This window comes from Pseudomonas yamanorum (genome assembly GCF_900105735.1).
Classification (GTDB): domain Bacteria; phylum Pseudomonadota; class Gammaproteobacteria; order Pseudomonadales; family Pseudomonadaceae; genus Aquipseudomonas; species Aquipseudomonas yamanorum.
Map to the genome: position 1 here is coordinate 1,693,655 of NZ_LT629793.1, position 24,233 is coordinate 1,717,887.

The following is a 24,233-nucleotide window of genomic DNA, read 5'->3' on the forward strand; positions in this document are numbered from 1 at the left end:
AGTACCAAGCTGAAAGTCAATTCTGGTCGAACAACTCCCTCACGGCACCGCCGACAAAAAGGGATCGACCACCTCGATGGTTTCCAGGTATCACTTGCGACGACACAGCCTTTGAACAATGCAAAGGGTGTCGCGAAGTCTCAATACTCTGAAAGAACCAACCTGCAAATTGATCAGGATCTTCACCCCGGGCCCAGAACCTTTGCCCCTGTTGTGTTGCCTGCCCTCCTAAGTACCTACCTGCCAGCCCAAGCGCGCCAACTTAATAGCGCTTCAAACTGGCTGCTTTGTTCCAGTCGGGTTCTTCGTTCGATCAATGGTGATCAACGTCACTGGAACGTTTTAACGTTGCACGGTTCTTAACCGTGTCATTTGTAGGAACACCAATAATATGTCCACTCAAATCCACACTCAGGATGCCATTCGCACCCTCACCAACGCTTTTGCACCAATGAACTGCCTGATCATGGCCGCTCGCAAAGGCTGCTTCAGCTTTACCCTGGTCAACGAACACGGCATCGCTCGTCACAGCGAACGCCTGTACCCCGATCAATACTCCAGCGCAGAACCGCTGCAGGCCGTGATCGATCGTACTCGTCAGGCACTGGTTGCCTGATCGACCCGGATCGCTGAAACACAAAAACCCCGGTTAAAACCCGGGGTTTTTTATTGCCTGAAATTCAGGCGCGCTAAGTTTAAATTGATATAAACGATATAACTAAATGATGAAAATATTTTAAAAACAGTCCTTTACGTCGCAAATATGACACTACACTTCAACTCAAGCGGCATGATCCGCTTCCGGCGAGCCTGAGATCCGATTCACTGCTGCCAAGCCCCCTCTCAGGTATCGCCGACCAATTTCATGGATTGAGGCTTTTATGGGCATCGCCGCCAGCGAATTGTGTCGTTATGTGATCCGGCCCACCCTGCTTTATCTGGGTCGCCATAACCCGACTGCCGAATCCCTGCTGCTGGGCATCGCCGCCAGCCAGTCGGCACTTGGCTCAGCCCTGCACGACCGCCGCGGCCATGGCCTCTACAGCATCACCGAACCCCGCCACCGTGCGCTGTGGGATGACTACCTGGCGCTGGACCCCGAGCGCGCCAGCCTGGTTCGCGGCCTCGCCAGCCAGCATGCCTTCCTCAGCGGGCCGCAGCTCGAGCTGACGGTCAACCTGCGTTACGCCACCGCCATCGCGTGGCTGCTGGTGGAACAACACCGTCCAAACCTGCCATCGGCCGATGATGTATTGGCGATGGCGCGTATCTGGAAAGAAATATTTCACCCCCAGGGCCGGCTTCGGGATTTCACCCAAGCCTGGCAAACCTGTGTTTTACCCATGAATCACGTCGCCTGTTGACCGGGTGATTTGCAAGATTCGGCTAAAAACGTTGATTTTGGTCGGATTGTCCTACAAAACCGCTCTATCTCCTATGTTTCAGCCTATAGCGCTAACTTAAAAATATTGTTACTTTCCGCAGCGGTGATCACCACGGAGTTCTAATAATGAAAAAAGTAATGCTCAAGACGACACTTAGCCTCGCCGTTGCAATGGCATCCTCCCACGTGTTCGCGAGCGGCTTCGCCCTCAACGAACAAGACGTTGCTGGGATGGGTACCGGTTTTGCGGGGCGCTCATCATCTGCCGATAACGCAAGCACTGTTTATGGCAACCCTGCCGGTATGGCTCGCCTTGAAGGCCAGCAGATTACGGGTGGTGTTGCAGCCATCGACGCCTCGACCGACATCAAAGATGCCGGCGGCCGTTCCAGGGGCACCAACAAAGGCGATATGGTTCCCTTCACCGGCGTACCGTTCGGCTTCTACACCAACAAACTCAACGATCAGTGGGCTGTCGGCTTTGGTGTCTACGCACCGTTCGGCCTGGTGACTGATTATGAACGCGGCTTCCAGGGCAGCGGGTTTGGCAGCTACAGCAAAGTGTCTGTCATCACCCTCCAGCCGACGGTCAGCTACGCGTTCAACGACCGGGTTTCCATCGGTTTCGGCCCCACCATCAACCGGATTTCCGGCAAGCTGGAATCCGAGCTGACCCTGAACCCTGCCGTGCCTTCGACCAACGTCACGATCAAGGGCGACGATACCGCCATTGGTTTCAACGTCGGCGTACTGGTACAGGCCACCGATACCACCCGCGTCGGCCTGACCTACCACTCCAAGGTCAGCTACAAGCTTGACGGCCACACCGAGGTGACGGCGCCTGCTCCGACTGCCGGCGCTATTGGCAGTGGCCGCTACGACGCCTCGCTGAGCATCGATACGCCAGAGTCTTACGACCTGTCGGTAACCCAGGACCTGACTGATGCCTGGAAACTCTATGGTGGTGCTACCTGGACCCGCTGGAGCCGCCTGAAAGACATCACGGTCAAGAACCAAGGTGTAACAGGCGCCAACGGCTTTCTCGCACCTTCGGTCATCGGCACTATCACTGAACCTCAGAACTGGCACGACACCTGGGCCTACGCCCTGGGTACTTCGTACCAGGTCACCAAGCAAGTGGTACTGCGTACCGGCCTGACGTTCGACCAGTCGCCAACCAACAACACTGACCGCTCCCCACGTATTCCTACTGGCGACCGGACCATCTTCAGTGTGGGCCTGGGTTATGCCGTGATGGATAACATGACTGTCGACCTGGCTTATTCCTACCTCAAGGAAGAGCCGGTCAAAGTCAACAAGTCCAATGCACTGGGTTCCTACAGCGCCAAGTACGAAAACAGCGCCAACGGTTTCGGCCTGGGCGTAACGTACAAGTTCTGATGTAAAGCGACATAAAAAAGCCCCGCTCTCTTGCAAAAGAGGCGGGGCTTTTTAGTGGGCGGTAATCAGGGTTTAGAAGCCAACGCCTCTTCCACCGCCTTGATCAGGTCCGGACTATCCGGCTTGGTCAGGCTGGAGAAATTGGCGATCACCTTGCCCTGGCGGTCCACCACGTACTTGTAGAAATTCCACTTCGGCGCACTGCTCTGCTGCGCCAGGATCTTGAACAGATGCACCGCGTCCGGGCCCCTAACCTTCTGTGGCTCGGTCATGGTGAAGGTCACGCCATAGTTCACATAACAAACCTTGGCCGTCTCCTCCCCGGTCTTGGCTTCCTGCTTGAAGTCATCGGACGGCACGCCTATCACCTCCAGCCCCTGGCCCTTATAGCGCTGGTATAAGGCCTCAAGCCCTTTGAACTGCGGCGCAAAACCGCAGAAGCTGGCGGTGTTGACGATCACCAGCGGCTTGCCGGCGAAGCGCTGGCACAGGTCGATGGATTCCTTGGCGCGCAGCTTGGGCAGTTGGCCTTCAAGCAACGGCGGGCAATCGGCGGCCATGGCGACGCCGCCAAAAGCCACCATCAGAGCGGGTACTGCGAGCCAGCGCATCTGCATGTCAGGTGTCCTTGAAAAGTCTCAGACACAGAACTTAACAGATCGCCATGCCCAACTGCATCAATGCCAGACCGCCCTGTTGCCAGCCCCACCACGCCAGAAGCAGCAGGACTGCTGCCCCTGCTGCGCCGAGCCAATGCCAGGTCGAATTCATGCTCCCCCCAATTGCGCCTGCAAACGTGCCACCGGGCGCTCGCGCACCGGCCAGTTCAGCGCCGCTGCCACCAGACTCAGGACGATTGCCACCTGCCAGATCAAATCGTAGTTACCGGTTCGATCATAGACCACCCCGCCCAACCAGCCCCCGAGGAACGAACCCAGTTGGTGGAACAGGAACACGATCCCACCGAGCATGGAAAGGTTTCTGACACCAAACAGGGTCGCGACCGTGCCGTTGGTCAGCGGCACCGTGGACAGCCACAAGAAGCCCATGGCCATGCCAAACAGGTAGGCGCTGGTTTGCGTCACCGGCGCCCACAGGAAAATCACAATCACCACCGCCCGCAGCAGGTACAAACCGGTCAACAGGCGCGGCTTGGACATACGCCCGCCGAGCCATCCCGCCGTATACGTGCCGAAGATATTAAACAGGCCGATCAATGCCAGTACCGTGGTACCCACAGAAGCCGGCAAGTGCTGGTCCACCAGGTACGACGGCAAGTGCACGCCGATAAACACCACCTGGAAACCGCAAACAAAGAACCCAAACGCCAGCAGCCAGAACCCCGAATGGGAGCAGGCTTCACCCAAGGCTTCGCGCAGGGTCTGTTGACCGGCTACCGCGGGCAGCGGACGGTCCTTCAGCATGGTCACCAACGGCACGATCAGCGCCACCATCAGCCCCAGCACCAGCAACGCGGCGGACCAGCCAAGCCAGCCGATCAAACCCAGGGTGCCCGGCAACATGGCGAACTGGCCGAAGGAACCGGCGGCGCTGGCGATGCCCATGGCCATGCTGCGCTTTTCCGGCGCCACGGCGCGGCCCACGACGCCGAGGATCACCGAGAATGAGGTTCCCGACAGACCAATGCCGATCAGCAATCCGGCACTCAGGGACAGCGACCACGCTGAATCCGATAAGCCCATGAACACCAGGCCCAGCGCATAAAGCACGCCACCGATCATCACCACCTTGGCCGCACCAAAGCGGTCGGCCAGGGCGCCGGTAAAGGGCTGCGCCAGGCCCCAGATCAGGTTTTGCAGGGCAATGGCAAAGGCAAAGGTTTCACGGCCCCAGCCGAATTCGGCACTCATGGGCGCCAGGAACAGCCCAAAGCCATGCCGCACGCCCAAGGACAACGCGAGAATCAGCGCACTCCCCACAAGAATCCAGCCGCTGGTGCGCCACATCGAGGTCATTTCTTATTCTCCGCTCGCGGGTATATACCCGCTTATCATCGAAAAAACTCGCTTTAAGCGAGTTCATCCAGCAAGGCCAACAGGGTTTCGCGCTTTTCGGCGCCCAACTTATCGATCAATTTCTGCTGCGCCGCTTCCCAGGCCGGCAATGCCGCCGCAAGCCGTTCGTTACCTGCCTCGGTGAGCAGAACCAGGCGATTGCGCAGGTCATCGCCCTCGACCAGTTGCACCAGGCCCTCGCCCTCCAGCACCCGCAAATTACGCCCCAGCGTGCTGCGATCCAGGCCCATGGCGTCGGCCAGGCTGGAAATACTCGGTTGATCGAGGCGCTGCAAGTTACACAGCAAAGAATACTGGGCAACGTTGATCCCGAAGCCGTCGAGAGCGCCGTCGTAATGCCTGCTGACGCCACGAGCGGCGCGACGCAGGTTGGTGCATAAACATTGGGAAGCAAGCATAGAGCGTGTATATACCCGGGATTAATGAAATGCAAGAAACTGTTACAGCGCCAGGCCGACCAACACCGCAACCTCCAATAGCTCCAACAGCGCGCCGGCGGTGTCGCCGGTGGTGCCGCCGAGGCGATTAACCATCAGCTGGCGCAAGCCGATAAAGCAAAGGCCCGCCAGCAATACGGCAATCCCGCCGCTGAAACCGCCGATCAAGATACACGCCAGACCGCTGAGGATCAGTACCTGTTGGCCGACGATCCGTGGCAAATGATCCGCCAAGGCCTGCCCCAACCCACCCGCGCGCACATAGCGTGTGGTGAGAAACAGCGCCAGCATCGAAGCGCGGCCGATCAACGGTGCGAGGATCAGCGCGGCGCCGTTGTGCTGCTCAATCAACGCTACCAGCGCGGTGAACTTGAGCAACAGCACCAGGCCCAGGGTGACCACCGCGATCGGCCCGCTGCGCGGGTCTTTCATGATGGTCAGGGTGCGCTCGCGATCGCCGAAGCCACCGAGCCAGGCGTCGGCGCTGTCGGCCAGGCCGTCCAGGTGCAGGCCGCCACTGAGCAGCACCCATGCGGTCAACAGCAGCGCGGCGTGCAGCAGCAATGGCGCGCCCATCAACACCGCGTTCAAGCCCCACAGCAGCAGCCCGAACAATAGCCCCACCAGCGGATAAAACAGCAACGACCGCCCCAACTCCTGCGGCTGCGGCATGCCGGGCAAGCGAATCGGCAGGCTGCTGAGAAACTGCAAGGCGATCCAGAACGGCAACATGCTCAGAGTCCTTCCCTTAATACGCCATCGGCCTCGACCTGCAGGCTGAACAGGCCACCGTGGCCGACTTCGACATTCAACAGTTGCTCACGAGGTAAACCGCGGGCCTGGGCCAGCAGCAAACGCATGACTCCGCCGTGGCTGATCAGCAGCACTCGCTGACCGTAATAGGCTTGATGCAAGCGCGCGACGGCACCCAATACACGCGCGGAGAACTGCGACACCGGCTCGCCCTGCGGCGGCGTGAAACTGTAGGGGTCAGCCCAGAACAGACCCAGCGCGTCGGCGTCGGTTTCCATCAAGGCTGCGGCGCTCTGCCCTTCCCAGGCGCCGAAGTGTAGCTCCTGCAGGTCTTTTTCCAGGGTGACCGGCAGGTTCAGGCGCGCGCCCAGCTCATCAGCAAACCGCGCGCACCGTTGCAGCGGCGAGCTGACCAGTCGGTCCCACGGGCCCTGCTCCACCACCGCCCCACGCATCTGCTCCCAGCCCTTGGCGGTAAGCGCATCGTCCAGGCTGCCGCGCAAGCCGCCGCCCAGTTCGGTTTCGCCGTGGCGCAGCAGGTCCAGGTGCAAAGTCATGCCGGGCGGTCCGCCACGGCCGCTTCGGCGAAAGTCGCCATTTGCCCATGCAGCGCGCAGGCCAGGCGCAGCAACGGCACTGCCAGCGCGGCGCCACTGCCTTCGCCCAGGCGCAGGCCGAGTTCCAGCAGTGGTTCGGCATTGAGGCTTTGCAGCACGTGACGATGGCCAGGCTCGGCACCGCGGTGGCCGAACAGCAGCCATTCACGGCAGCCGGGATTCAGGCGCGTGGCGACCAGCGCGGCGACCGTGCAGATAAAGCCGTCCACCAGCACCACGACCCCTTCTTGAGCGCAGGCCAGGTAGGCGCCGACCAGCGCGGCAATTTCAAAGCCTCCGAGGTTGAACAGGGTTTTCAGGGCGTCATCACGGTCGCCTGCGTGCAGCGCCAGGGCGCGTTCGATGACGGCGACTTTGTGGCTGACACCCTGAGCGTTCAAGCCGGTACCGGGGCCGGTCAGGTCGCTGACCTGGCAATCCAGCAGCGCGCAGGCCAGGGCACTGGCGGCGGTGGTATTGCCGATGCCCATTTCGCCGCCGATAAACAGCTGCGCGCCGCTCGCGATGGCGCGGTGCACGCTGTCGCGGCCGGCTTGCAGGGCCAGTTGGCCCTGGGCCTCGGTCATGGCCGGGCCGTTGACGAAGTTGGCGGTGCCGAGACCGATATTCAGGTGGCGTACGCCCGGTAGGTTCAACGTCGGGGTGATGGTGCCGAGGTCGACCACTTCCAGCTTGGCGTCGAGTTGACGGGCCAGCACGCTAATGGCCGCGCCACCGGCGACGAAGTTGTGGAGCATCTGGCCGGTGACTTCCTGGGGGAAGGCGGAGACACCTTCGGCGACTACGCCGTGGTCGCCGGCGAAGATCGCGATCCACAGGTGGTCGACGCTGGGTTTGACCTGGCCCTGGAGGCCGGCCAGTTGGACGGCCACGGCTTCCAGTTGGCCGAGGGAGCCGGCGGGCTTGGTCAGTTGCTGCTGGCGGGCCAGGGCTTGTTCGTGGGCTTGGGTGTCGATTGCTTTGCAGGGGTTAAGCCACCAGGTGTCGGTCATAACGCAGTACCTTTTAAAGTCAGGGGCAGGCCGGCGACGGTCAGGACAACGCGCTGACAACGTTCGGCCAAGGCTTGATGCAGCCATCCGGCTTCATCGACATAGCGGCGAGTCAATTCGCCCAGCGGGACGACACCCAGTCCGGTCTCGTTGCTGACAAAAATGATTTCTCCTGGGAGGGTGGCCAGGGTTTGTAGCAAGGCCTCGCGCTCGAGGTTGAGACGGTCGGGGTCTTCGAGCATCAGCAGGTTGGTGAGCCATAAAGTCAGGCAGTCGACCAACAGGCAATGGTTCGGGGTGGCGTTTTCCTTGAGGACACGGGCCAGTTCGATGGGCTCTTCGATCAGGCCCCATTCGGATGGGCGGCGTTCGCGGTGGTGGGCGATGCGTGCGTTCATTTCGCCGTCCAGGGGTTGGCTCGTCGCTATGTAGGTGACGCTTAGGGCGCTGTCGGCGGCGAGCTTTTCAGCCAGGCGGCTTTTGCCGGAGCGGGCGCCGCCGAGGATCAACTGGAGCATGGGTTGTGCCTCTGTTTTTGACTGTGTGTATATCCGTTATTTTTGTAACGGCTGATATGGGTTCCGCCCTTACGGCGGCTCACTTTTGAAAAGCGCAAAAGTAAGCAAAACGCTCTTGCCCCACCACTCGGCACCTCGCCTAGGCTCGGTGTGCCCTCACTCCGGCTTTGGACCGTGGGCCGCCGCGATGGGCCATCCTTGGCCCAGCGCGGCTAACCCGGCGTCCTGCCGGGTTACCCACGCTCCAAAGCCTGCGTTCGGCCAGCGTGGTTTAACGGGGCGCCTAAGATCAAGATCAAAAGCAGATCAACAGCACAGCGGCCTACCGGCCGGCTTGAGTGTGGTGAAGCAAAGGCACAAGCCAAATCAAGAGCGGGCACGGTCAAATGTGGGAGCTGGCTTGCCTGCGATAGCATCAACTGGGTGTACCTGATGCACCGAGTTGTCTGCATCGCAGGCAAGCCAGCTCCCACAGAAAAGCAGCGCCACCCCGTAGCAGCTGTCGAGCGCCAGCGAGGCTGCGTGCCTTTGATCTTGATCTGCTTTTGATTTTGATCTGCGGGCCCCGTTAACCACGATGGCCGCAAGCAGGCACGGTGGAGCGGGTAAATCGGCAAGGATGCCGATTTAGCCGCGCCGGGCCATGGATGGCCCGTCGCGGCGGCCCGCGGAATCGGGCCGGAGTGCGGGCATGCCGAGCCTAGGCGAGGCACCGAGTGGTGGGGCAAAGACCTTTTGGTTACTTTTGGGGCGTTTGCCAAAAGTGACCCGCTGTAAGAGCGGAACCATAAGCGGCCGTTACCGCAGCAACGGATATGTACACCGTCCATCACAAACAACTCAAACCCCACACAACGAACGCAACAAACCCGTATCCAAATGCCGCTCTACCAAATCCGCCAACCGCTCAATATCCCGCTCCCGCAACCCGTGATAATCCACCTCTTGCACATCTTCCAACCCGGCCCAACGCAACAAAGCACTACAGGCCGCCGGAGCCTCAAACACCCCATGCAAATAGGTCCCAAGGATCTGCCCATCCTCACTCTGAGCCCCATCCCGACGCCCATCGTCCAACTGCACCGCAGCCCGCACCAAACCAGCGCCACTGGTAACGCCCGCGTGGATCTCATACCCACTCACCTCGGCATCCTCCAGCAACAACCGCCCCCGCACGTTACGCAGTTGCTTCTCCTCCTCCAGGGTCGTACTGAACGCCAACAACCCCAACCCCACACTCGAACCGCAAGGCCCTTCCAGCCCCAGCGGGTCATGCACCTGCTCCCCGAGCATCTGCAACCCACCACAAATCCCCAACACCTTCCCGCCATAACGCAGATGCCGAGCCACCGCCGTGTCCCACCCGTTGGCCCGCAAATACGCCAAATCACTGCGCACACTCTTCGAGCCCGGCAAAATAATCAGGTCCGCCGCAGGAATCGCCTGCCCCGGCCCCACAAACTGCAAATCCACCTGCGGATGCAACCGCAACGGATCAAAATCCGTGTGATTACTGATCCGCGGCAATACCGGCACCACCACCTTGAGCACTTGCGCCGCCTTGTCGATCTGGCGCTGGTCGATACCGTCCTCAGCCTCCAGATGCAGATCCATCACATACGGCAACACCCCCACCACCGGTTTGCCTGTACGCGCTTCCAGCCAATCCAACCCCGGCTGCAATAGCGCGATATCGCCGCGAAAGCGATTGATGATGAAACCTTTGACCCGCGCCTGTTCGGTGGGTGACAACAATTCCAGAGTGCCCACAAGGTGCGCAAACACCCCGCCGCGATTGATGTCGGCAATCAGCAGCACCGGGCAGTCCACCGCTTCGGCAAAGCCCATGTTGGCAATGTCGTTCGCCCGCAGATTGATCTCGGCCGGCGAACCCGCGCCCTCGACCATCACCACCGGGTAAGCCGCACTCAACCGCGCATGAGAGGCCAGCACCGCTTGCATCGCGATGGCTTTGTAATCGTGATAAGCCACGGCATTCATGGTGGTCACGGCGCGCCCGTGGATGATCACTTGGGAGCCCGTGTCGCTGTTGGGTTTGAGCAGCACCGGGTTCATGTCGGTGTGGGGCGCCAGGTTCGCCGCCTGGGCCTGCACCGCCTGCGCTCGGCCGATTTCGCCGCCTTCGGCAGTCACGGCGCTGTTGAGTGCCATGTTCTGCGGTTTGAAGGGCACCACCGGTATGCCCTGGCGCACCAACCAGCGACACAGCGCGGTCACCAACGTGCTTTTGCCCGCGTCGGATGTGGTGCCCTGCACCATCAAGGTACTCATGAGGCTTCCCTGTAGGCGCTCAGCGCCTGTTCCAGCCGTAACCAGTCGGCCTCGGTATCAGGCAGGCCGAAACGCAAGCTGCTGTTGTCGACAAACAGGCGCAACAGAATGCCGCGCTGGGCCATGAATTCATGCAGCTGTTCTGCTCGGTCCGTGATCATCCACTGAAACAACCCGCAGCCGCCCTGAGGCCGCAAGCCATGGCGTTCAAGTACGTCAAACAGACGCTGGCTGGCCGACTCGCAACGCAGCCGCTGTTGCGCATGGCCGACGGTATCGCGCAGACACACTTGCCCAAGCACCCGCGTCGGCCCGCTGACGGCCCACGGCCCCACCTGTTCGGCGAGCAGCTTGAGCAGATTGCGCTCGGCCAGCACAAACCCCAGCCGCACGCCGGCCAGGCCGAAGAACTTGCCGAACGAGCGCAGCACGATCAGGCCGACTTGGTGGGCCTGGCTTGCCAGGCTCAACTGCGGGGTGATGTCCATAAAGGCTTCATCCACCACCAGCCAGCCACCGCGCTGGGCCAAGCGTGCATGCCAGTCCAGCAGGCGTTGCGGCGTCAGGCTCAGGCCGGTGGGATTGTTGGGGTTGACCACCACCAGCACGTCGAGGCTCTCGAGGAAGAAGTCGACTTCCTGCTCCAGTACTTCGCGCACGATGTACCCGGCGCGACGCCAGGCTTCGGCGTGTTCGGCGTAACACGGCGACAGCACACCGACCTTGCCCGTCCGGCGCAGTCGCGGCAATAACTGGATCGCGGCCTGGGAGCCGGCTACTGGCAGTACGTGGGTCGCGCCGTAATATTCGCAGGCGGCCTGTTCCAGGCCGTCATCGGTTTCAGGCAGGCGCGCCCAGGCCCGCAGCGGGATGTCCGGGATCGGAAACGGCCATGGCGCCAGACCACTGGACAGGTCCAGCCAATCGGCCTCTGCAATGCCGTATTGCAACGCCGCCTTGCGCAAGCGGCCACCGTGCTCAAGCATAAAATTCAGCCCCCACACACAGGATCAGCAACCACAGCCACACGCCGCGTTGCACCAGTTGCCAGCCACGCTCGATGGAATCCGCATCTGCCGGCGGGCCTTCGCCCAGTTGCGGGCGCTGGTGCAGCTCGCCGTGATAAATCGCCGCGCCACCCAGCTCCACGCCAAGGGCACCAGCGCCTGCCGCCATCACCGGGCCGGCATTGGGGCTGTCCCAGGTCGGGCCCTGAGTGCGCCAGCATTTGAGGGCCAGGCGGGTTTTGCCCAGCAGCGCGTAGGTCAACGCCACCAGGCGCGCCGGAATGTAGTTGAGCACGTCATCGATCTTTGCTGCGGCCCAGCCGAAACGCTCAAAGCGTTCATTGCGATAGCCCCACATGGCATCCAGGGTGTTGCTCAGGCGATAGAGCACCACGCCGGGCACGCCGGCGACCACAAACCAGAACAAGGCGGCAAATACCGCGTCGCTGCCGTTTTCCAGCACCGATTCGGTGGCTGCACGGGCGACTTCGGTGCGATCCAGCTCGCTGGTCTGGCGGCTCACCAGATAGCTGACACGCTTGCGCGCCTCGTCCAGATCATCACTGCGTAACGCTTGCGCCACCGGCAGCACGTGTTCGCCGAGGCTGCGCATGCCGAGGGCGCAATACAGCGCGAGGATTTCCAGGACCCAACCGATGTAAGGCGCCCACGAGAGGGCCGTGGCCAACAGGGTCAGCGGCACCACCGCAATCACCCATGCGGTAACGCCATGGCTGCGCCAGCCACGGCCGCCGGAGTTGAAACGCTGCTCGATACGCCCGGCAAAATTACCGAACGCCACCAGCGGATGCCAGCGCCTGGGCTCGCCCAGCAGCGCATCCAGCGCCACCGCAGCGACACTCAGCAAGGCCACACTCATTGACTCACTCCCCAAACATTCTCATACAACATGTCACTCAGTGGCCGTGGTTCGGTCCAGCCTTCGAGCTGCAACATCGGTGCCGGGTAGAACTCGGTCACCGGGCCCAGGCACAACACGGCCAGCGGCTTGGCGCCGGGCGGCAGGCCCAGCAGGTCGGCCAGGGCCTGGGGCTCGAACAGCGAGACCCAGCCCATGCCCAGCCCTTCGACGCGGGCTGCCAGCCATAGATTCTGGATAGCACAGGACAACGATGCCATGTCCATTTCCGGCAAGGTACGGCGCCCGAAGATATGCCGTTCGCGATCGTCCATCAACGCCGCCACCAGTACTTCGGCGCAGTCGTTGATGCCTTCGACCTTGAGCTTCATGAACTGGTCGGAGCGCTCGCCAAGGGCCTCGGCGGTGCGTACCCGTTCTTCTTCCACTAACTGCTGGATCTGGCCGCGCAGGTTGCGGTCGCTGATGCGGATAAACCGCCAGGGCTGCATCAACCCGACGCTCGGCGCCTGGTGGGCGGCTTGCAGCAGGCGGTGGAGCAATTCAGGCGCGACGGCGCCGCCGCTGAAGTGGCGCATGTCGCGGCGTTCGGCGATGGCGCGGTAGACGGCTTCGCGATCGGCTTCCGGAAAGGCGTTGTCCGTCATGGCCTCATCGCGGGCAAGCCCGCTTCCACCGTAGATTGCGTTTCAACTCGGTCAAGTGTGGGAGCTGGCTTGCCTGCGATGGCGGTCTCAAGGCCCGGCGCAAACAGCGCAGCCACCGCCGTCGGGTTGGACGGGAAGTAAAAGTGCACGTAGGAAGCCGTCATCCGGCCCTGACGATAAACCGCCTCGGCGCCACGCCCACCATTCGGGCTCAGGCCCCGGGCAATCGGCTGCCACTCGGTGCTGGTCAACGAATGATGGTAGGTGTGACCGCGCAACAGGCCTTCTGGCAGTTCGACGTTTTGCAGGGCCAGCGCCGCCAGACGTTTCTGCATCACGGCATCACCCTGGAGCAGGCCGACCAGTTCGGCACGGGTGCCGTCGACATCGGTGAGCGAGTCCAGCAGATAGAGCATGCCGCCGCATTCGGCCAGCAGCGGCTTGCCGGCAGCGTGATGGGCGCGAATGGCGTCCAGCATCGCGGTATTTTCCGACAGCGCCTGGTGATGCAGTTCCGGGTAACCGCCGGGCAGGTAGAGGCTGTCAGCTTCGGGCAATGCGCGGTCACGAATCGGCGAGAAGAAGCACAGTTCGGCGCCCATCGCCCGCAGCAGGTCGAGGCTGGCGCCATAGGTAAAGGCGAAGGCTTCGTCACGGGCCACGGCGATGCGTACGCCGGCCAGTAACGGCTCAGCCTCGATCATCTCGGGTGCGGCGAACTCCACCGGCGGTGGCAGCGCTACCTCACAGCTGCTGCCCAAGGCTTGGGCGGCGGCGTCGAGGCGCAAGTCGAGGTCGTTCAGTTCACTGGCCTGCACCAGGCCGAGGTGGCGGCTGGGCAACTCGATGCCGGTTTCCCGGGACAGTGCCCCGTACCAGCGCAGGCCTTCGGTGAGGCTGCCTTCAAGCAGTTGCGCATGGCGCAGCGTGCCGACACGGTTGGCCAGCACACCGGCAAACGGCAGGTCCGGCTGGTAACGCGCCAGGCCCAATGCCAGGGCGCCGAAGGTCTGGGCCATGGCCGTGCCGTCGATCACCGCCAGTACCGGCACACCAAAGTGCCGCGCCAGGTCGGCGCTGGAGGGCGTGCCGTCGAACAGGCCCATCACGCCCTCGATCAGGATCAGATCGGCTTCGCCCGCCGCTTCCCACAGCAACCGGCGACTTTCCTGCTCGCCCACCATCCACATGTCCAATTGATAGACCGGCGCACCACTGGCGCGCTCGTGGATCATCGGGTCCAGAAAGTCCGGGCCGCATTTGAACACCCGCACCTTACGCCCCAGGTTGCGGTGCAAACGGGCGAGCGCGGCGGTGACGGTGGTTTTGCCCTGGCCGGACGCCGGTGCGGCGATCAGGACAGCAGGACAGTGACGGGGCTGATTCAAAGTTCGATGCCTTTCTGCGCCTTGATACCGGCCTGGAAGGCGTGCTTGAGCATGCCCATTTCCGTCACGGTGTCGGCCATTTCGATCAATTCGGGTTTGGCGCCACGGCCGGTGACCAGCACGTGTTGCATCGGCGGGCGGGCCTGCAGGTCGCTGAGTACCTGGTCCAGGTCGAGGTAGCCGTGCTTGAGGGCGATGTTCAGCTCGTCCAGCACCACCAGGCCGATGGCCGGGTTCTGCAGCATTTCTCGGGAGACCGCCCAGGCGGCTTCGGCGGCCACGATGTCGCGCGCACGGTCCTGGGTTTCCCAGGTAAAACCTTCGCCCATTACGTGGAAGCGCACCTGCTCGGGGAAACGGCGGAAGAACAGTTCTTCGCCGGTGCTGTTGCGGCCCTTGATGAACTGCACCACGCCGCACTGCATGCCGTGGCCCATTGCTCGCGCGAGCATGCCAAAGGCAGAGCTGCTCTTGCCTTTGCCGTTGCCGGTGAGCACCAGCAGCAATCCGCACTCGTTCGGTGAATTGGCAATGCGCTCGTCAATCACGGCTTTTTTGCGCAGCATGCGCGCCAGGTGGCGTTCGTCACGATCGGGGGATTCAGTCATGGCAGCTCTCCGTTGGGGCTGGACAAAAACGGCGGGCAGGAAAAAGACACATACAGACAGCCAAGCATCGCCCACCGTGATGCTGTTGGATGGATCAGGCCGGTCTCCGGGCTCATGAGTGGCATCGGATGCCGAGGGTGCGCCTTCCCATATCGCGGGCGATACAGTGGCTTAAGGCACCGTCTTGACTCATTTACCGTTGCGGGGGCAGCGCCGGGATCGTGGCGGCACTGTAGAAAAATGCGCTCACTCACCGGCTTCCCTGTTTCACTCAGTCGGCGCGTACGCCACAGAGCACCTGAAACAAGCCGCGAAGGTTAGTGGGTTGGGGGGGGAGCGTCAATTAAAGCCGGACATGCGCGTGAACCATCGGGCCGCTGCGCTCCTCTACCACTACAGGTATTAAGGAGAAAACCATGCACAAGACCCGACTTGCCCTACTGATCATGCTCGCCGGCACCCTCGCCGCCTGCGGCGAAAGCTCTACCCTGCAAGTGTCCGACGGCACCGGGCCCTCGCCCAAACTGCCGGAACCGAATAAAACCCTGATCCCCACGGTGAACATCGCCCCGGCCATCGGCTGGCCCGAAGGCGCCAAGCCTACCCCGGCGGCAGGCACCCAAGTGGCAGCGTTTGCTGAAGGCCTGGATCACCCGCGCTGGCTGTACGTACTGCCCAATGGCGATGTACTGGTGGCGGAAACCAACGCACCGCCCAAGCCGGATGATGCCAAGGGCATTCGTGGTTGGGTGATGGAGAAAGTCATGGGCCGTGCCGGGGCCGGCGTGCCGAGCCCGAACCGCATCACCCTGCTGCGGGACGCCGACCACGACGGCGTAGCCGAAACCCGCACGGTGTTCCTGGAGAACCTGAACTCGCCGTTCGGCATGACACTGGTGGGCAACGACCTGTATGTCGCCGATTCGGACAAGTTGCTGCGTTTCCCCTATCAGCCAGGCGAAACCTCGATCAAGGGAGCCGGCACCACGGTGACCGACTTGCCGGGCGGCAGCATCAACCATCACTGGACCAAGAACGTGGTCGCCAGCCAGGACGGCAGCAAGCTGTACGTCAGCGTGGGCTCCAACAGCAACGTCGCGGAAAACGGCCTGGAAGCCGAAAAAGGCCGGGCCGCGATCTGGGAAGTGGACCGTGCTACCGGCCAGCACCGCATCTTCGCCTCCGGCCTGCGCAACCCCAACGGCATGGCTTGGGAACCGCAGAGCGGCAAGCTATGGACCGCAGTCAACGAGCGCGATGAAATCGGCAGCGACCTGGTCCCGGACTACATCACCTCGGTCAAGGATGGCGCCTTCTACGGCTGGCCCTTCAGCTACTACGGGCAGCACGTGGATGTGCGCGTGAATCCGCAGAACCCGGAGCTGGTGGCCAAGGCGATTGCACCGGACTACGCGGTGGGTCCGCACACAGCTTCCTTGGGACTGACCTTTGCCGAGGGCAGCAAGTTACCGGCGCAGTTCAGCCATGGCGCGTTTATCGGCCAACATGGTTCGTGGAACCGCAAGCCCCACAGTGGCTACAAGGTGATCTTCGTGCCGTTTGAGGCCGGCAAGCCAAAAGGCCAGCCGGTGGATGTGCTGACCGGCTTCCTCAACAGCGACGAGAAAGCCATGGGCCGTCCGGTCGGCGTGGTGATCGACAAGCAGGGGGATTTGCTGGTGGCGGATGATGTGGGGAACAAGGTATGGCGGGTGTCGGCGGCTAAATAGCCAACTTCGCAAACACCGCAAAACAAATGTGGGAGCGGGCTTGCTCGCGAATGCAGTGTGTCAGTCACCTGGTTGTCGGCTGATCCACCGCATTCGCGAGCAAGCCCGCTCCCACATTTGGTTTCGTGTTTTCCTAGGGGTTTCGTGCCAGATGCTCCGCCGGCAACACACGCTTGGCGCTCAGGTAGGCATTCTGCCAATAAGCCTTGGACAGCGTGTCCAGCTTCACCGTACCGCCGGTTTGCGGCGCATGCACAAAGCGCCCCTCACCTACGTAGATCCCGGCGTGGCTGACCTGCGAGCCGCCACCGGTGGCGAAGAAAATCAGGTCGCCGGTCTGCAGGTTGTTTTCGCTCACGTCCTGAGCGCGCATCACGATCAGCTCGCGGGTAGTGCGCGGCAGAGAGATGCCCGCCGCGTCACGGTAGACGAAGCCGATCAAGCCACTGCAATCAAACCCCGAGTCCGGCGTGTTGCCGCCCCAACGATAAGGCGTGCCGACCAGGCCCAGCGCACGAAAAAGCACGTCTTCGGCCGCAGGCGAGAAACTTTGGGTGGCGTAGGTGTTGAACACCGGCTTGGGCTTGACGGCCACGGGAGCAGGCGGAGGACGGCTTGCGCAGGCGCTGAGCAGCGCGGCGCAAACGAGAAGAATTAGGCGGGCCGAGGTCGACATGGGCAGAACAATCCTGATCTGGATGCGGCTTTCGCTGCCGAACGTTGAAAAACAGAACGCGCAAGCAAAGCTCGCGCGATCAATTTACAACAATGTCCAGGGATTCTAGCGCTTACACGTCAAACTTCAAGTATCACTTTAACTTTACTTGCTAGCGGTAACTGTAGTCGGGGCCATCGCCAGGGCGCGCTTGGCTTCGATGAAGGTTTTGCTCCAGTAGCTGTCACCCAGGTTGTCGACTCGCACACCACCGCTGCGGCGGCTGCTGGAGTGGATAAACTGGTTATCGCCCAGGTAGATACCGGCGTGACTGACGCGACCACGGCCAGCCGTACTAAAGAAAAGCAGATCACCGGGCTTGAGGTTGTTTCGTGCGACCAACGGTGCATCCACGTTGATCATTTCGCGGGTGGAGCGCGGCAGATTCATGCCGGCTTCCTCGCGGAACAGGTAGCCGATGAAGCCGCTGCAGTCGAAACCGGCTTCAGAGGTACCGCCGAAACGGTAACGGGTACCGATCAGGGACATGCCGCGTTCGAGAATGCTGTCGGCAAGAACTGGAAGCTGGTAAGGCTTGGCGCCGGCGAAGTCGGCGAGTTCTTTTTCAGTTGCGATCTCTTCCTGATAAACAGTGGAAGACTGCGACGCAACGAATTTTGCCTGGGACTGCTGTACTGGTTTTTGCTGCTCAGCCACGTTTTGAGTGTGGGTGGCGCAACCAAACAACAGGGTAACGAGTGCGAGAGGCACGAGGGGTGCGAAGCGATTTAGCATGGGCACGACCGTGGCTGATGTGTAAAGAAGCCGAGACTATGCCTTCTATCACATCGATTTGCAAATTCAATCGTGATCTATGTGACTTCTTGTTTGAACTATGACATCTAAGCCCTTAACACCCTATAGACCCCATTTGCGTGGCCAAAACGGCACAAACGCAGGTTTTCTGGCGCCTGTAATTTGCCGAAAGCCGCGATTTTAAAGGGCTGGCTACCAGCCGAGTGTTTCCTTCAGGAAGGGGATGGTCAGCTTGCGCTGAGCCTGCAAGGAGGCCTGATCGAGCTGTTCGAGCAAGTCGAACAGTGCACTCATGCTGCGGGTACCACGGGTGAGGATAAAATGCCCGACTTCATCCGTCAGGTGCAATCCACGGCGGGAAGCACGCAGTTGCAGGGCACGCAATTTGTCTTCGTCGGACAACGGGCGCATCTGGAAAATCAGCGCCAGGGTCAGCCGCGACTTCAAGTCAGCCAGCTTCACCGGCAGCTCACGTGGCGAGGTGGATGCAGCAATCAACAAGCGCCGACCACTGTCCCGCAAACGGTTGAACAGATGGAACAGCGCCTCCTCCCAATCCGCCCGCCCCGCTACCGCCTGCAAATCATCCAGGCACACCAGTTCGTATTGTTCAAGGTTGTCGAGGATCTCGATACCACGGTCCAGCAGCTCCGCCAACGGCAAGTAAACTGCCGGCTCACCCATCTGCTCGAAGCGCAGGCAAGCGGCCTGTAACAAGTGGGTACGCCCCACGCCGTCCTTGCCCCAGAGGTAGATCAGGCTTTCGGTCCAACCGGCGTCGGCTTCGCAGAGCCGCTCGACATAGCCGAGTGCAGCGGCATTGGCGCCTGGGTAGTAATTGATAAAGGTGGCGTCGTCACGCAGACGCACACCTAGGGGCAGCTGAATCGGTTTCATGCTGACTGAACGGTTCCAATCGAACCGTTAGTAACCTCTGTGTAAAGTTTGCAAAGTTTATACCCGTGACGCCGGGCGCACAATGCAGCAGACCACAAGCAAAATCAAAGGTTTGCGTTAACTTGTTGGATTTGGTGAGGATTGTTTGACGCAATGGCGAAACGCCAGAGCCGATAAATGACAAACCCGGCCTTGAGCCGGGTTTGTGATACTGCGGTTACAACTCCGGTTCGTCGACCCCGGCGTACATGTCCGAGTCCTTGTACAGGTCGTGCACATGGCGCACCAACACCATGATCACCGCCGCTACCGGCAGCGCCAGCAGGATCCCGGTAAAGCCGAACAGCTCGCCGCCCGCCAGGATCGCAAAGATCACTGCCACCGGGTGCAGACCGATCCGGTCCCCCACCAGCAACGGCGTCAGCACCATGCCTTCCAGGGCCTGACCGACCATAAACACCGCGACAATCCCGAGCATCGGATACAGGTCGCCGTGGAACTGGAACAGCCCGGCCACCAGCGCCGCACCGATACCAATCACAAAACCCATATACGGCACGATGGCCGCCAGGCCAGCGATCAGGCCGATCAACAGCCCCAGCTCCAGACCAATAGCCATCAGCCCCGCCGCATAGATGATCCCCAGGGCCAGCATCACCAACAACTGGCCACGAACGAAGGCGCCAAGCACCTCATGACACTCCTCGGCCAGGGAGACGATGCGCTCCTCACGGTCGCGCGGCAGCAGGCCGCGGATTTTGGCCATCATGATGTCCCAGTCCCGCAGCAAGTAGAACGCTACCACCGGGATCAACACGAGGTTAGTCAGCCAGCCGATCAGCGCCAGACTCGAAGCTGTCGCCTGGCTCAACACCACGCCGACAATGTCAGTGGTCTGGCCCATGTGCTCACTGATGGCGGCCTTGACCTTGTCGAACTTCCAGAAGCCGTCCGCCAGCCCCAGTTTGGCCTGCGCCCACGGCATGGCCGTGTGTTGCAGCCAGTCGAGCATCTGCGGCGCCAGTTCATAGAGCTTGAACAACTGCTTGGCCAGCATCGGCACCAGCACCAGCACCAGCGCCGTGATGATCAAGGTGAACAACGCAAACACCGCCACTACGCCCCAGGTACGTGACAGGCCGATCTTTTCCAGGCGATCCACCACGGGATCGAACAGATAGGCCAGCAGTAACGCGACCAGGAACGGCGTCAGGATCGAATGCAGCAGGAACACAAAAACGCACAGCAGGACAATCCCGCCAAGCCACACCCAACGACGCGTATCCGCCATAAACCCTTCCCTCTGTTATTTGCTTCCTGCTTCTATATAAGAAGGAAGGTTTACCAATGAAAACGTAGTTGCGGCGTCGGCTCGACCGGCGCCGGTTGTGCACCTTCCACCACCGGCTGCGGAGCCGGTGCTTCACCCGCCGGGATTTCCTGCAACTTGGCCAGGCTCAACTGAGTGCGCAACTGCTCGGCGCTGCCATTCACACGATAGACGATGCGACTGCCATCCACCCGCACCGGCTGGGCACCGAACGGCTCCAGCAGATGCCCCAGGGCGGCGTAATGCTCAAGGTTCATACCCTGCACTTCCAGCAACTGATCGCTGGTGGCAGCGCCGGCCTTGACCGCAAAGCGCGGGGCCAGGCGTTCGCTGACGGCCAGCAGCACGGCGTCGGCCAGCGCAGCGGTGTCAGTACCGGTGGCGGTGCCCTGCTCGCTTTTATCGCCCAACCAGAGGCGCCACTTGGCCGACCATTGGCCGCCGTCTTCGCGGGCATGCACCGCCAGCAAGGCGTCGGCGCCGTAACGTTCGGACGCGGCACGCAGCGGCGTGGCGTCGGGGCTTTCAAGATTCGGAGCGGTGGCGACGATTTGTTCGTCCAGGTCACCCAGCGGCAGGCGCAAAGGCAAACCACGGTGCTGGGCCGCGCGACGCAGCGGTTGGGCGACGGCCTGGCCATCGCCCACCAGGCTGCTGCCTTCGACGGAGTCGTTCAGCCACCAACCGAGGATCGACGGCCGATTGCTGCCCCACAGCGCCAAGCCTGCGCCACGCAAGGCGCGATCGGTACTGACGGGGTCGAAATCCACTTGCAGACTTTCCGGAGGGCCGGCGTCGTAGCCGTATTGGCTGATGATCTGTTGCGGGTCCTTGCGAATCGCCGCCAGGCCTGGGCCATCAGCGGCCTTGGCGTCGCCGGTCAGGCGGATCACCAGGGTTTGCAGGGCACGCTGGGTAGCCTGATCACGCTCCTGGGGAGATTGGCTGCTGACTGGCTCCAGCACTTGATAGAGGCCATTGAGGGTTTCGGCATGACTCGCCAGGCTGACCAACGACAAGCAGCCCACAAAAAAATATTTACTCAGACCCATGAAAGAAGATTCCCGAACGGCAAAATAAGCGGTTGGAACAGACCGCGTGAACACTGTTGAGCAAGGCTGTGACCACAGCGACCGGCAAAACATTCACAGGGGCTCGGTAAGTTTTTGTACTGTCATAACGATAGCGAGTTAAAGGCTATACCTTAATACGGCCCGTGACCGACTCGATTAGCGATTTTTTTAACAGCTATTGCCCCTGCCCGTCGGCCCGAGGATGGCCGCTGCCCCTCAAGCCTGATAAAATCGCGCGCCTTCGCAGACCGTCAATGGCAGGCCATGCTGAAACTTCAGGTTTCGGTATACCCGCCGCATTCGGTCGTTACCCCTGAATCCCCCCTAAAGGCCTGGATCATGAGCAAGCAACCCTCCCTGAGCTACAAGGACGCCGGTGTAGACATCGACGCCGGTGAAGCATTGGTCGAACGCATCAAGAGCGTCGCCAAGCGCACTGCGCGCCCCGAAGTCATGGGCGGCCTGGGCGGTTTTGGCGCCCTCTGCGAGATCCCGGCCGGCTACAAGCAGCCTGTATTGGTCTCCGGCACCGACGGTGTGGGCACCAAGCTGCGCCTGGCACTGAACCTGAACAAGCACGACAGCATCGGCATCGACCTGGTTGCCATGTGCGTGAACGACCTGGTGGTGTGTGGCGCCGAGCCGCTGTTCTTCCTTGACTACTACGCCACCGGCAAGCTCAACGTCGAGACCGCGACCCAAGTGGTTACCGGTATTGGCGCTGGCTGCGAACTCTCCGGCTGCTCCCTGGTCGGCGGCGAAACCGCTGAAATGCCAGGCATGTACGAAGGCGAAGACTACGACCTGGCCGGTTTCTGCGTCGGCGTTGTCGAAAAATCCGAAATCATCGACGGCTCCAAAGTCGCCGCCGGTGACGCCCTGCTGGCCCTGCCATCGTCCGGCCCGCATTCCAACGGCTACTCGCTGATCCGCAAGATCATCGAAGTGTCCGGTGCCGACATCGAAACCATCCAGCTCGACGGCAAGCCTTTGACCGACCTGCTGATGGCCCCGACCCGCATCTACGTGAAGCCGTTGCTCAAGCTGATCAAGGACACCGGCGCGGTCAAGGCCATGGCCCATATCACCGGTGGCGGCCTGCTGGACAACATCCCGCGCGTACTGCCTAAAGGCGCCCAGGCGATTGTCGACGTGGCCAGCTGGCAGCGCCCGGCGGTCTTCGACTGGCTGCAAGAGAAAGGCAACGTCAACGAAACCGAGATGCACCGCGTGCTGAACTGCGGCGTGGGCATGGTCATCTGCGTGGCTCAAGAGCACGTTGAAACCGCGCTGAACGTCCTGCGTGAAGCCGGCGAGCAGCCTTGGGTCATCGGCCAGATCGCTACCGCCCCAGAAGGCGCTGCCCAGGTTGAACTGAAGAACCTCAAGGCTCATTGATGTCCCAGACCTGTGATGTCGTGGTGCTGCTCTCCGGCACCGGCAGTAACTTGCAGGCCCTGATCGATAGCACGCGTACCGGCGACAGTCCGGTGCGCATCGCTGCGGTGATCTCCAACCGCAGCGACGCCTACGGCCTGCAACGCGCCAGGGACGCGGGTATCGACACCCGCTCCCTGGATCACAACGCCTTCGAAGGTCGCGAGGCCTTCGACAGCGCCTTGATCGAACTGATCGACGCCTTCAATCCCAAGCTCGTGGTACTGGCCGGCTTCATGCGCATTCTCAGCGCTGACTTCGTGCGCCACTACAACGGGCGACTGCTGAATATCCACCCGTCCCTGCTGCCCAAATACAAAGGGTTACACACCCACCAGCGTGCCCTGGAGGCCGGCGACACCGAGCACGGCTGCAGCGTGCACTTTGTTACCGAGGAACTCGATGGCGGGCCTCTGGTCGTACAGGCAGTAGTTCCGGTAGAGTCTGAGGACTCTGCGCAGACACTTGCGCAACGGGTTCACACCCAGGAACACAGGATTTACCCGCTGGCTGTTCGCTGGTTCGCTGAGGGGCGGTTGATTCTTGGCGACCACGGTGCATTATTGGACGGTCAGTTACTTGCGGCCAGCGGCCACTTGATTCGAACCTAGGAGACTTTATGCGTCGCGCCCTGCTCTTCGCCTTTGCGCTGTTCGCCTTGCCTGCCGTGCAAGCGGCAGACCTTCACCCTTTCTCCGCGAGCTACACCGCCGACTGGAAACAGTTGCCCATGAGTGGTTCGGCAGAGCGTAGCCTGACCAAGAATGACAACGGCAGCTGGACCTTGAATTTCAAGGCTTCCATGATGATCGCCAGCCTGACTGAAACCAGTGTGATTCGCTTCGACAAAGATGCCCTGCAGCCGGTGAGCTACACCTTCGAACGCGGCGGCCTCGGCAAGACGAAGAAGATCAACCTCGACTTCGATCAGACGGCCAAGAAAGTCACCGGCTTTGAAAACAAGGACCCGGTCAACGTGGCCCTTCAAAGCGGCATGCTCGATAAGTCGACCTACCAGTTGGCATTGCAGCGCGATGTTGCAGCCGGCAAGAAAAGCATGAGCTACAACGTCGTCGAAGGCACTGATGTCGACACCTACGACTTCCGCGTGATCGGCCCGGAAAAGGTCCAGACCAAAGCCGGCTCCATCGATGCAATCAAGGTCGAGCGCGTGCGTGACCCGACTCAAAGCAAGCGCATTACCCAAATGTGGTTTGCCAAGGACTGGGGCGGCATCCTGGTTGCCCTGCGTCAGGTCGAGACCGACGGCAAGGAATACAACATCATGCTGCAAGACGGTACCGTTGACGGCAAGGCTGTCAAAGGCAGCTGATC

General features: G+C 61.3%; 25 protein-coding genes and 1 riboswitch. Of the genes, 7 read left to right on the top strand and 18 right to left on the bottom strand.

Annotated elements, in window-relative coordinates; all coding sequences use genetic code 11:
* Positions 1-391 precede the first annotated feature (391 nt).
* From BLU46_RS08170 to BLU46_RS08180, 3 genes are all read left to right on the top strand, one after another.
* The gene (locus BLU46_RS08170) at positions 392-616 is read left to right on the top strand and encodes a hypothetical protein (RefSeq protein WP_003214941.1); all 225 of its coding nucleotides are present in this window, start codon (positions 392-394) and stop codon (positions 614-616) included.
* A gap of 265 nt (positions 617-881) precedes the next feature.
* Entirely contained in the window at positions 882-1,364 is a 483-nt protein-coding gene (locus BLU46_RS08175) for a hypothetical protein (RefSeq protein WP_093200509.1), read from the top strand.
* Positions 1,365-1,510: 146 nt separating this feature from the next.
* Positions 1,511-2,785: an OmpP1/FadL family transporter gene (locus BLU46_RS08180; protein ID WP_026078188.1), complete on the top strand. Its 1,275-nt coding sequence runs from the start codon at positions 1,511-1,513 to the stop codon at positions 2,783-2,785.
* Between the two features lie 65 nt (positions 2,786-2,850).
* Here the strand turns inward: BLU46_RS08180 and BLU46_RS08185 are convergent, their stop codons facing one another.
* From BLU46_RS08185 to cobO, 13 genes are all read right to left on the bottom strand, one after another.
* Positions 2,851-3,402: a glutathione peroxidase gene (locus BLU46_RS08185; RefSeq protein WP_093200514.1), complete on the bottom strand. Its 552-nt coding sequence runs from the start codon at positions 3,400-3,402 to the stop codon at positions 2,851-2,853.
* A gap of 150 nt (positions 3,403-3,552) precedes the next feature.
* Entirely contained in the window at positions 3,553-4,752 is a 1,200-nt protein-coding gene (locus BLU46_RS08190; RefSeq protein WP_167410190.1) for an MFS transporter, read from the bottom strand.
* Positions 4,753-4,814: 62 nt separating this feature from the next.
* Positions 4,815-5,219 (bottom strand): MarR family winged helix-turn-helix transcriptional regulator, encoded by a 405-nt coding sequence (locus tag BLU46_RS08195; protein WP_063032418.1) that lies wholly within the window; start codon positions 5,217-5,219, stop codon positions 4,815-4,817.
* Positions 5,220-5,261: 42 nt separating this feature from the next.
* The gene (locus tag BLU46_RS08200; protein ID WP_093200519.1) at positions 5,262-5,990 is read right to left on the bottom strand and encodes an adenosylcobinamide-GDP ribazoletransferase; all 729 of its coding nucleotides are present in this window, start codon (positions 5,988-5,990) and stop codon (positions 5,262-5,264) included.
* A 2-nt stretch (positions 5,991-5,992) separates the two neighbouring features.
* The gene (cobC, locus tag BLU46_RS08205) at positions 5,993-6,568 is read right to left on the bottom strand and encodes an alpha-ribazole phosphatase family protein (RefSeq protein ID WP_093200524.1); all 576 of its coding nucleotides are present in this window, start codon (positions 6,566-6,568) and stop codon (positions 5,993-5,995) included.
* Positions 6,565-7,620 (bottom strand): nicotinate-nucleotide--dimethylbenzimidazole phosphoribosyltransferase, encoded by a 1,056-nt coding sequence (gene cobT / locus BLU46_RS08210; RefSeq protein WP_093200528.1) that lies wholly within the window; start codon positions 7,618-7,620, stop codon positions 6,565-6,567. Before cobT ends, cobC begins: the two co-directional genes overlap by 4 nt.
* Positions 7,617-8,138, bottom strand: coding sequence for a bifunctional adenosylcobinamide kinase/adenosylcobinamide-phosphate guanylyltransferase (gene cobU, locus BLU46_RS08215; RefSeq protein WP_093200533.1), 522 nt, complete (start codon positions 8,136-8,138; stop codon positions 7,617-7,619). The genes cobT and cobU overlap by 4 nt, the downstream gene beginning before the upstream one ends.
* A gap of 840 nt (positions 8,139-8,978) precedes the next feature.
* Entirely contained in the window at positions 8,979-10,430 is a 1,452-nt protein-coding gene (locus BLU46_RS08230) for a cobyric acid synthase (protein WP_093200538.1), read from the bottom strand.
* Positions 10,427-11,416, bottom strand: a complete 990-nt coding sequence (gene cobD, locus BLU46_RS08235; protein ID WP_063032430.1) for a threonine-phosphate decarboxylase CobD — start codon at positions 11,414-11,416, stop codon at positions 10,427-10,429. The genes BLU46_RS08230 and cobD overlap by 4 nt, the downstream gene beginning before the upstream one ends.
* Positions 11,409-12,317: an adenosylcobinamide-phosphate synthase CbiB gene (gene cbiB, locus BLU46_RS08240; RefSeq protein WP_063032432.1), complete on the bottom strand. Its 909-nt coding sequence runs from the start codon at positions 12,315-12,317 to the stop codon at positions 11,409-11,411. Before cbiB ends, cobD begins: the two co-directional genes overlap by 8 nt.
* Entirely contained in the window at positions 12,314-12,964 is a 651-nt protein-coding gene (bluB, locus tag BLU46_RS08245; protein ID WP_063032436.1) for a 5,6-dimethylbenzimidazole synthase, read from the bottom strand. Before bluB ends, cbiB begins: the two co-directional genes overlap by 4 nt.
* Positions 12,961-14,352, bottom strand: coding sequence for a cobyrinate a,c-diamide synthase (locus tag BLU46_RS08250; RefSeq protein WP_093200543.1), 1,392 nt, complete (start codon positions 14,350-14,352; stop codon positions 12,961-12,963). Before BLU46_RS08250 ends, bluB begins: the two co-directional genes overlap by 4 nt.
* A complete protein-coding gene (gene cobO / locus BLU46_RS08255) occupies positions 14,349-14,960 on the bottom strand; it encodes a cob(I)yrinic acid a,c-diamide adenosyltransferase (RefSeq protein ID WP_003210751.1) in 612 nt (203 codons plus the stop codon). The genes BLU46_RS08250 and cobO overlap by 4 nt, the downstream gene beginning before the upstream one ends.
* 80 nt (positions 14,961-15,040) lie before the next feature.
* Positions 15,041-15,277: riboswitch (cobalamin riboswitch) on the bottom strand.
* Between the two features lie 99 nt (positions 15,278-15,376).
* On the opposite strand from cobO, the gene BLU46_RS08260 reads away from it, so the two are divergent.
* Positions 15,377-16,690 (top strand): PQQ-dependent sugar dehydrogenase, encoded by a 1,314-nt coding sequence (locus BLU46_RS08260; RefSeq protein ID WP_093200548.1) that lies wholly within the window; start codon positions 15,377-15,379, stop codon positions 16,688-16,690.
* A gap of 133 nt (positions 16,691-16,823) precedes the next feature.
* Here the strand turns inward: BLU46_RS08260 and BLU46_RS08265 are convergent, their stop codons facing one another.
* The 5 genes from BLU46_RS08265 to BLU46_RS08285 all read right to left on the bottom strand — a co-directional run bounded on the left by BLU46_RS08265 (position 16,824) and on the right by BLU46_RS08285 (position 21,440).
* Positions 16,824-17,366: a C40 family peptidase gene (locus tag BLU46_RS08265; RefSeq protein ID WP_003210749.1), complete on the bottom strand. Its 543-nt coding sequence runs from the start codon at positions 17,364-17,366 to the stop codon at positions 16,824-16,826.
* A gap of 144 nt (positions 17,367-17,510) precedes the next feature.
* On the bottom strand, positions 17,511-18,140 hold the full coding sequence (locus BLU46_RS08270; RefSeq protein WP_003210748.1) for a C40 family peptidase: 630 nt from the start codon (positions 18,138-18,140) through the stop codon (positions 17,511-17,513).
* Positions 18,141-18,353: 213 nt separating this feature from the next.
* A complete protein-coding gene (gene hda / locus BLU46_RS08275; RefSeq protein WP_010176467.1) occupies positions 18,354-19,058 on the bottom strand; it encodes a DnaA regulatory inactivator Hda in 705 nt (234 codons plus the stop codon).
* Between the two features lie 217 nt (positions 19,059-19,275).
* On the bottom strand, positions 19,276-20,349 hold the full coding sequence (locus BLU46_RS08280) for an AI-2E family transporter (protein ID WP_063032444.1): 1,074 nt from the start codon (positions 20,347-20,349) through the stop codon (positions 19,276-19,278).
* A gap of 50 nt (positions 20,350-20,399) precedes the next feature.
* The gene (locus tag BLU46_RS08285) at positions 20,400-21,440 is read right to left on the bottom strand and encodes a DUF2066 domain-containing protein (protein WP_063032446.1); all 1,041 of its coding nucleotides are present in this window, start codon (positions 21,438-21,440) and stop codon (positions 20,400-20,402) included.
* 360 nt (positions 21,441-21,800) lie between these two features.
* Between BLU46_RS08285 and purM the strand changes: the two genes are divergently transcribed.
* From purM to BLU46_RS08300, 3 genes are read left to right on the top strand one after another with little or no spacing between them, the layout of a single operon-like run.
* Positions 21,801-22,859: a phosphoribosylformylglycinamidine cyclo-ligase gene (purM, locus tag BLU46_RS08290; protein WP_063032448.1), complete on the top strand. Its 1,059-nt coding sequence runs from the start codon at positions 21,801-21,803 to the stop codon at positions 22,857-22,859.
* Positions 22,859-23,509 carry a phosphoribosylglycinamide formyltransferase gene (purN, locus tag BLU46_RS08295; protein ID WP_093200552.1) on the top strand — a complete coding sequence of 217 codons (651 nt, stop codon included), beginning with the start codon at positions 22,859-22,861 and terminating at the stop codon, positions 23,507-23,509. The genes purM and purN overlap by 1 nt, the downstream gene beginning before the upstream one ends.
* Before the next feature lie 8 nt (positions 23,510-23,517).
* A complete protein-coding gene (locus BLU46_RS08300) occupies positions 23,518-24,231 on the top strand; it encodes a DUF3108 domain-containing protein (RefSeq protein ID WP_003210742.1) in 714 nt (237 codons plus the stop codon).
* Positions 24,232-24,233 lie beyond the last annotated feature (2 nt).

What these genes read in the sequence shown, in the direction of transcription:
- BLU46_RS08170 (WP_003214941.1), top strand. Translation starts at nt 392, where the DNA reads ATGTCCACTCAAATCCACACTCAGGATGCCATTCGCACCCTCACCAAC.
- BLU46_RS08175 (WP_093200509.1), top strand. Translation starts at nt 882, where the DNA reads ATGGGCATCGCCGCCAGCGAATTGTGTCGTTATGTGATCCGGCCCACC.
- BLU46_RS08180 (WP_026078188.1), top strand. Translation starts at nt 1,511, where the DNA reads ATGAAAAAAGTAATGCTCAAGACGACACTTAGCCTCGCCGTTGCAATG.
- BLU46_RS08185 (WP_093200514.1), bottom strand. Translation starts at nt 3,402, where the DNA reads ATGCAGATGCGCTGGCTCGCAGTACCCGCTCTGATGGTGGCTTTTGGC.
- BLU46_RS08190 (WP_167410190.1), bottom strand. Translation starts at nt 4,752, where the DNA reads ATGTGGCGCACCAGCGGCTGGATTCTTGTGGGGAGTGCGCTGATTCTC.
- BLU46_RS08195 (WP_063032418.1), bottom strand. Translation starts at nt 5,219, where the DNA reads ATGCTTGCTTCCCAATGTTTATGCACCAACCTGCGTCGCGCCGCTCGT.
- BLU46_RS08200 (WP_093200519.1), bottom strand. Translation starts at nt 5,990, where the DNA reads ATGTTGCCGTTCTGGATCGCCTTGCAGTTTCTCAGCAGCCTGCCGATT.
- cobC (WP_093200524.1), bottom strand. Translation starts at nt 6,568, where the DNA reads ATGACTTTGCACCTGGACCTGCTGCGCCACGGCGAAACCGAACTGGGC.
- cobT (WP_093200528.1), bottom strand. Translation starts at nt 7,620, where the DNA reads ATGACCGACACCTGGTGGCTTAACCCCTGCAAAGCAATCGACACCCAA.
- cobU (WP_093200533.1), bottom strand. Translation starts at nt 8,138, where the DNA reads ATGCTCCAGTTGATCCTCGGCGGCGCCCGCTCCGGCAAAAGCCGCCTG.
- BLU46_RS08230 (WP_093200538.1), bottom strand. Translation starts at nt 10,430, where the DNA reads ATGAGTACCTTGATGGTGCAGGGCACCACATCCGACGCGGGCAAAAGC.
- cobD (WP_063032430.1), bottom strand. Translation starts at nt 11,416, where the DNA reads ATGCTTGAGCACGGTGGCCGCTTGCGCAAGGCGGCGTTGCAATACGGC.
- cbiB (WP_063032432.1), bottom strand. Translation starts at nt 12,317, where the DNA reads ATGAGTGTGGCCTTGCTGAGTGTCGCTGCGGTGGCGCTGGATGCGCTG.
- bluB (WP_063032436.1), bottom strand. Translation starts at nt 12,964, where the DNA reads ATGACGGACAACGCCTTTCCGGAAGCCGATCGCGAAGCCGTCTACCGC.
- cobO (WP_003210751.1), bottom strand. Translation starts at nt 14,960, where the DNA reads ATGACTGAATCCCCCGATCGTGACGAACGCCACCTGGCGCGCATGCTG.
- BLU46_RS08260 (WP_093200548.1), top strand. Translation starts at nt 15,377, where the DNA reads ATGCACAAGACCCGACTTGCCCTACTGATCATGCTCGCCGGCACCCTC.
- BLU46_RS08265 (WP_003210749.1), bottom strand. Translation starts at nt 17,366, where the DNA reads ATGTCGACCTCGGCCCGCCTAATTCTTCTCGTTTGCGCCGCGCTGCTC.
- BLU46_RS08270 (WP_003210748.1), bottom strand. Translation starts at nt 18,140, where the DNA reads ATGCTAAATCGCTTCGCACCCCTCGTGCCTCTCGCACTCGTTACCCTG.
- hda (WP_010176467.1), bottom strand. Translation starts at nt 19,058, where the DNA reads ATGAAACCGATTCAGCTGCCCCTAGGTGTGCGTCTGCGTGACGACGCC.
- BLU46_RS08280 (WP_063032444.1), bottom strand. Translation starts at nt 20,349, where the DNA reads ATGGCGGATACGCGTCGTTGGGTGTGGCTTGGCGGGATTGTCCTGCTG.
- BLU46_RS08285 (WP_063032446.1), bottom strand. Translation starts at nt 21,440, where the DNA reads ATGGGTCTGAGTAAATATTTTTTTGTGGGCTGCTTGTCGTTGGTCAGC.
- purM (WP_063032448.1), top strand. Translation starts at nt 21,801, where the DNA reads ATGAGCAAGCAACCCTCCCTGAGCTACAAGGACGCCGGTGTAGACATC.
- purN (WP_093200552.1), top strand. Translation starts at nt 22,859, where the DNA reads ATGTCCCAGACCTGTGATGTCGTGGTGCTGCTCTCCGGCACCGGCAGT.
- BLU46_RS08300 (WP_003210742.1), top strand. Translation starts at nt 23,518, where the DNA reads ATGCGTCGCGCCCTGCTCTTCGCCTTTGCGCTGTTCGCCTTGCCTGCC.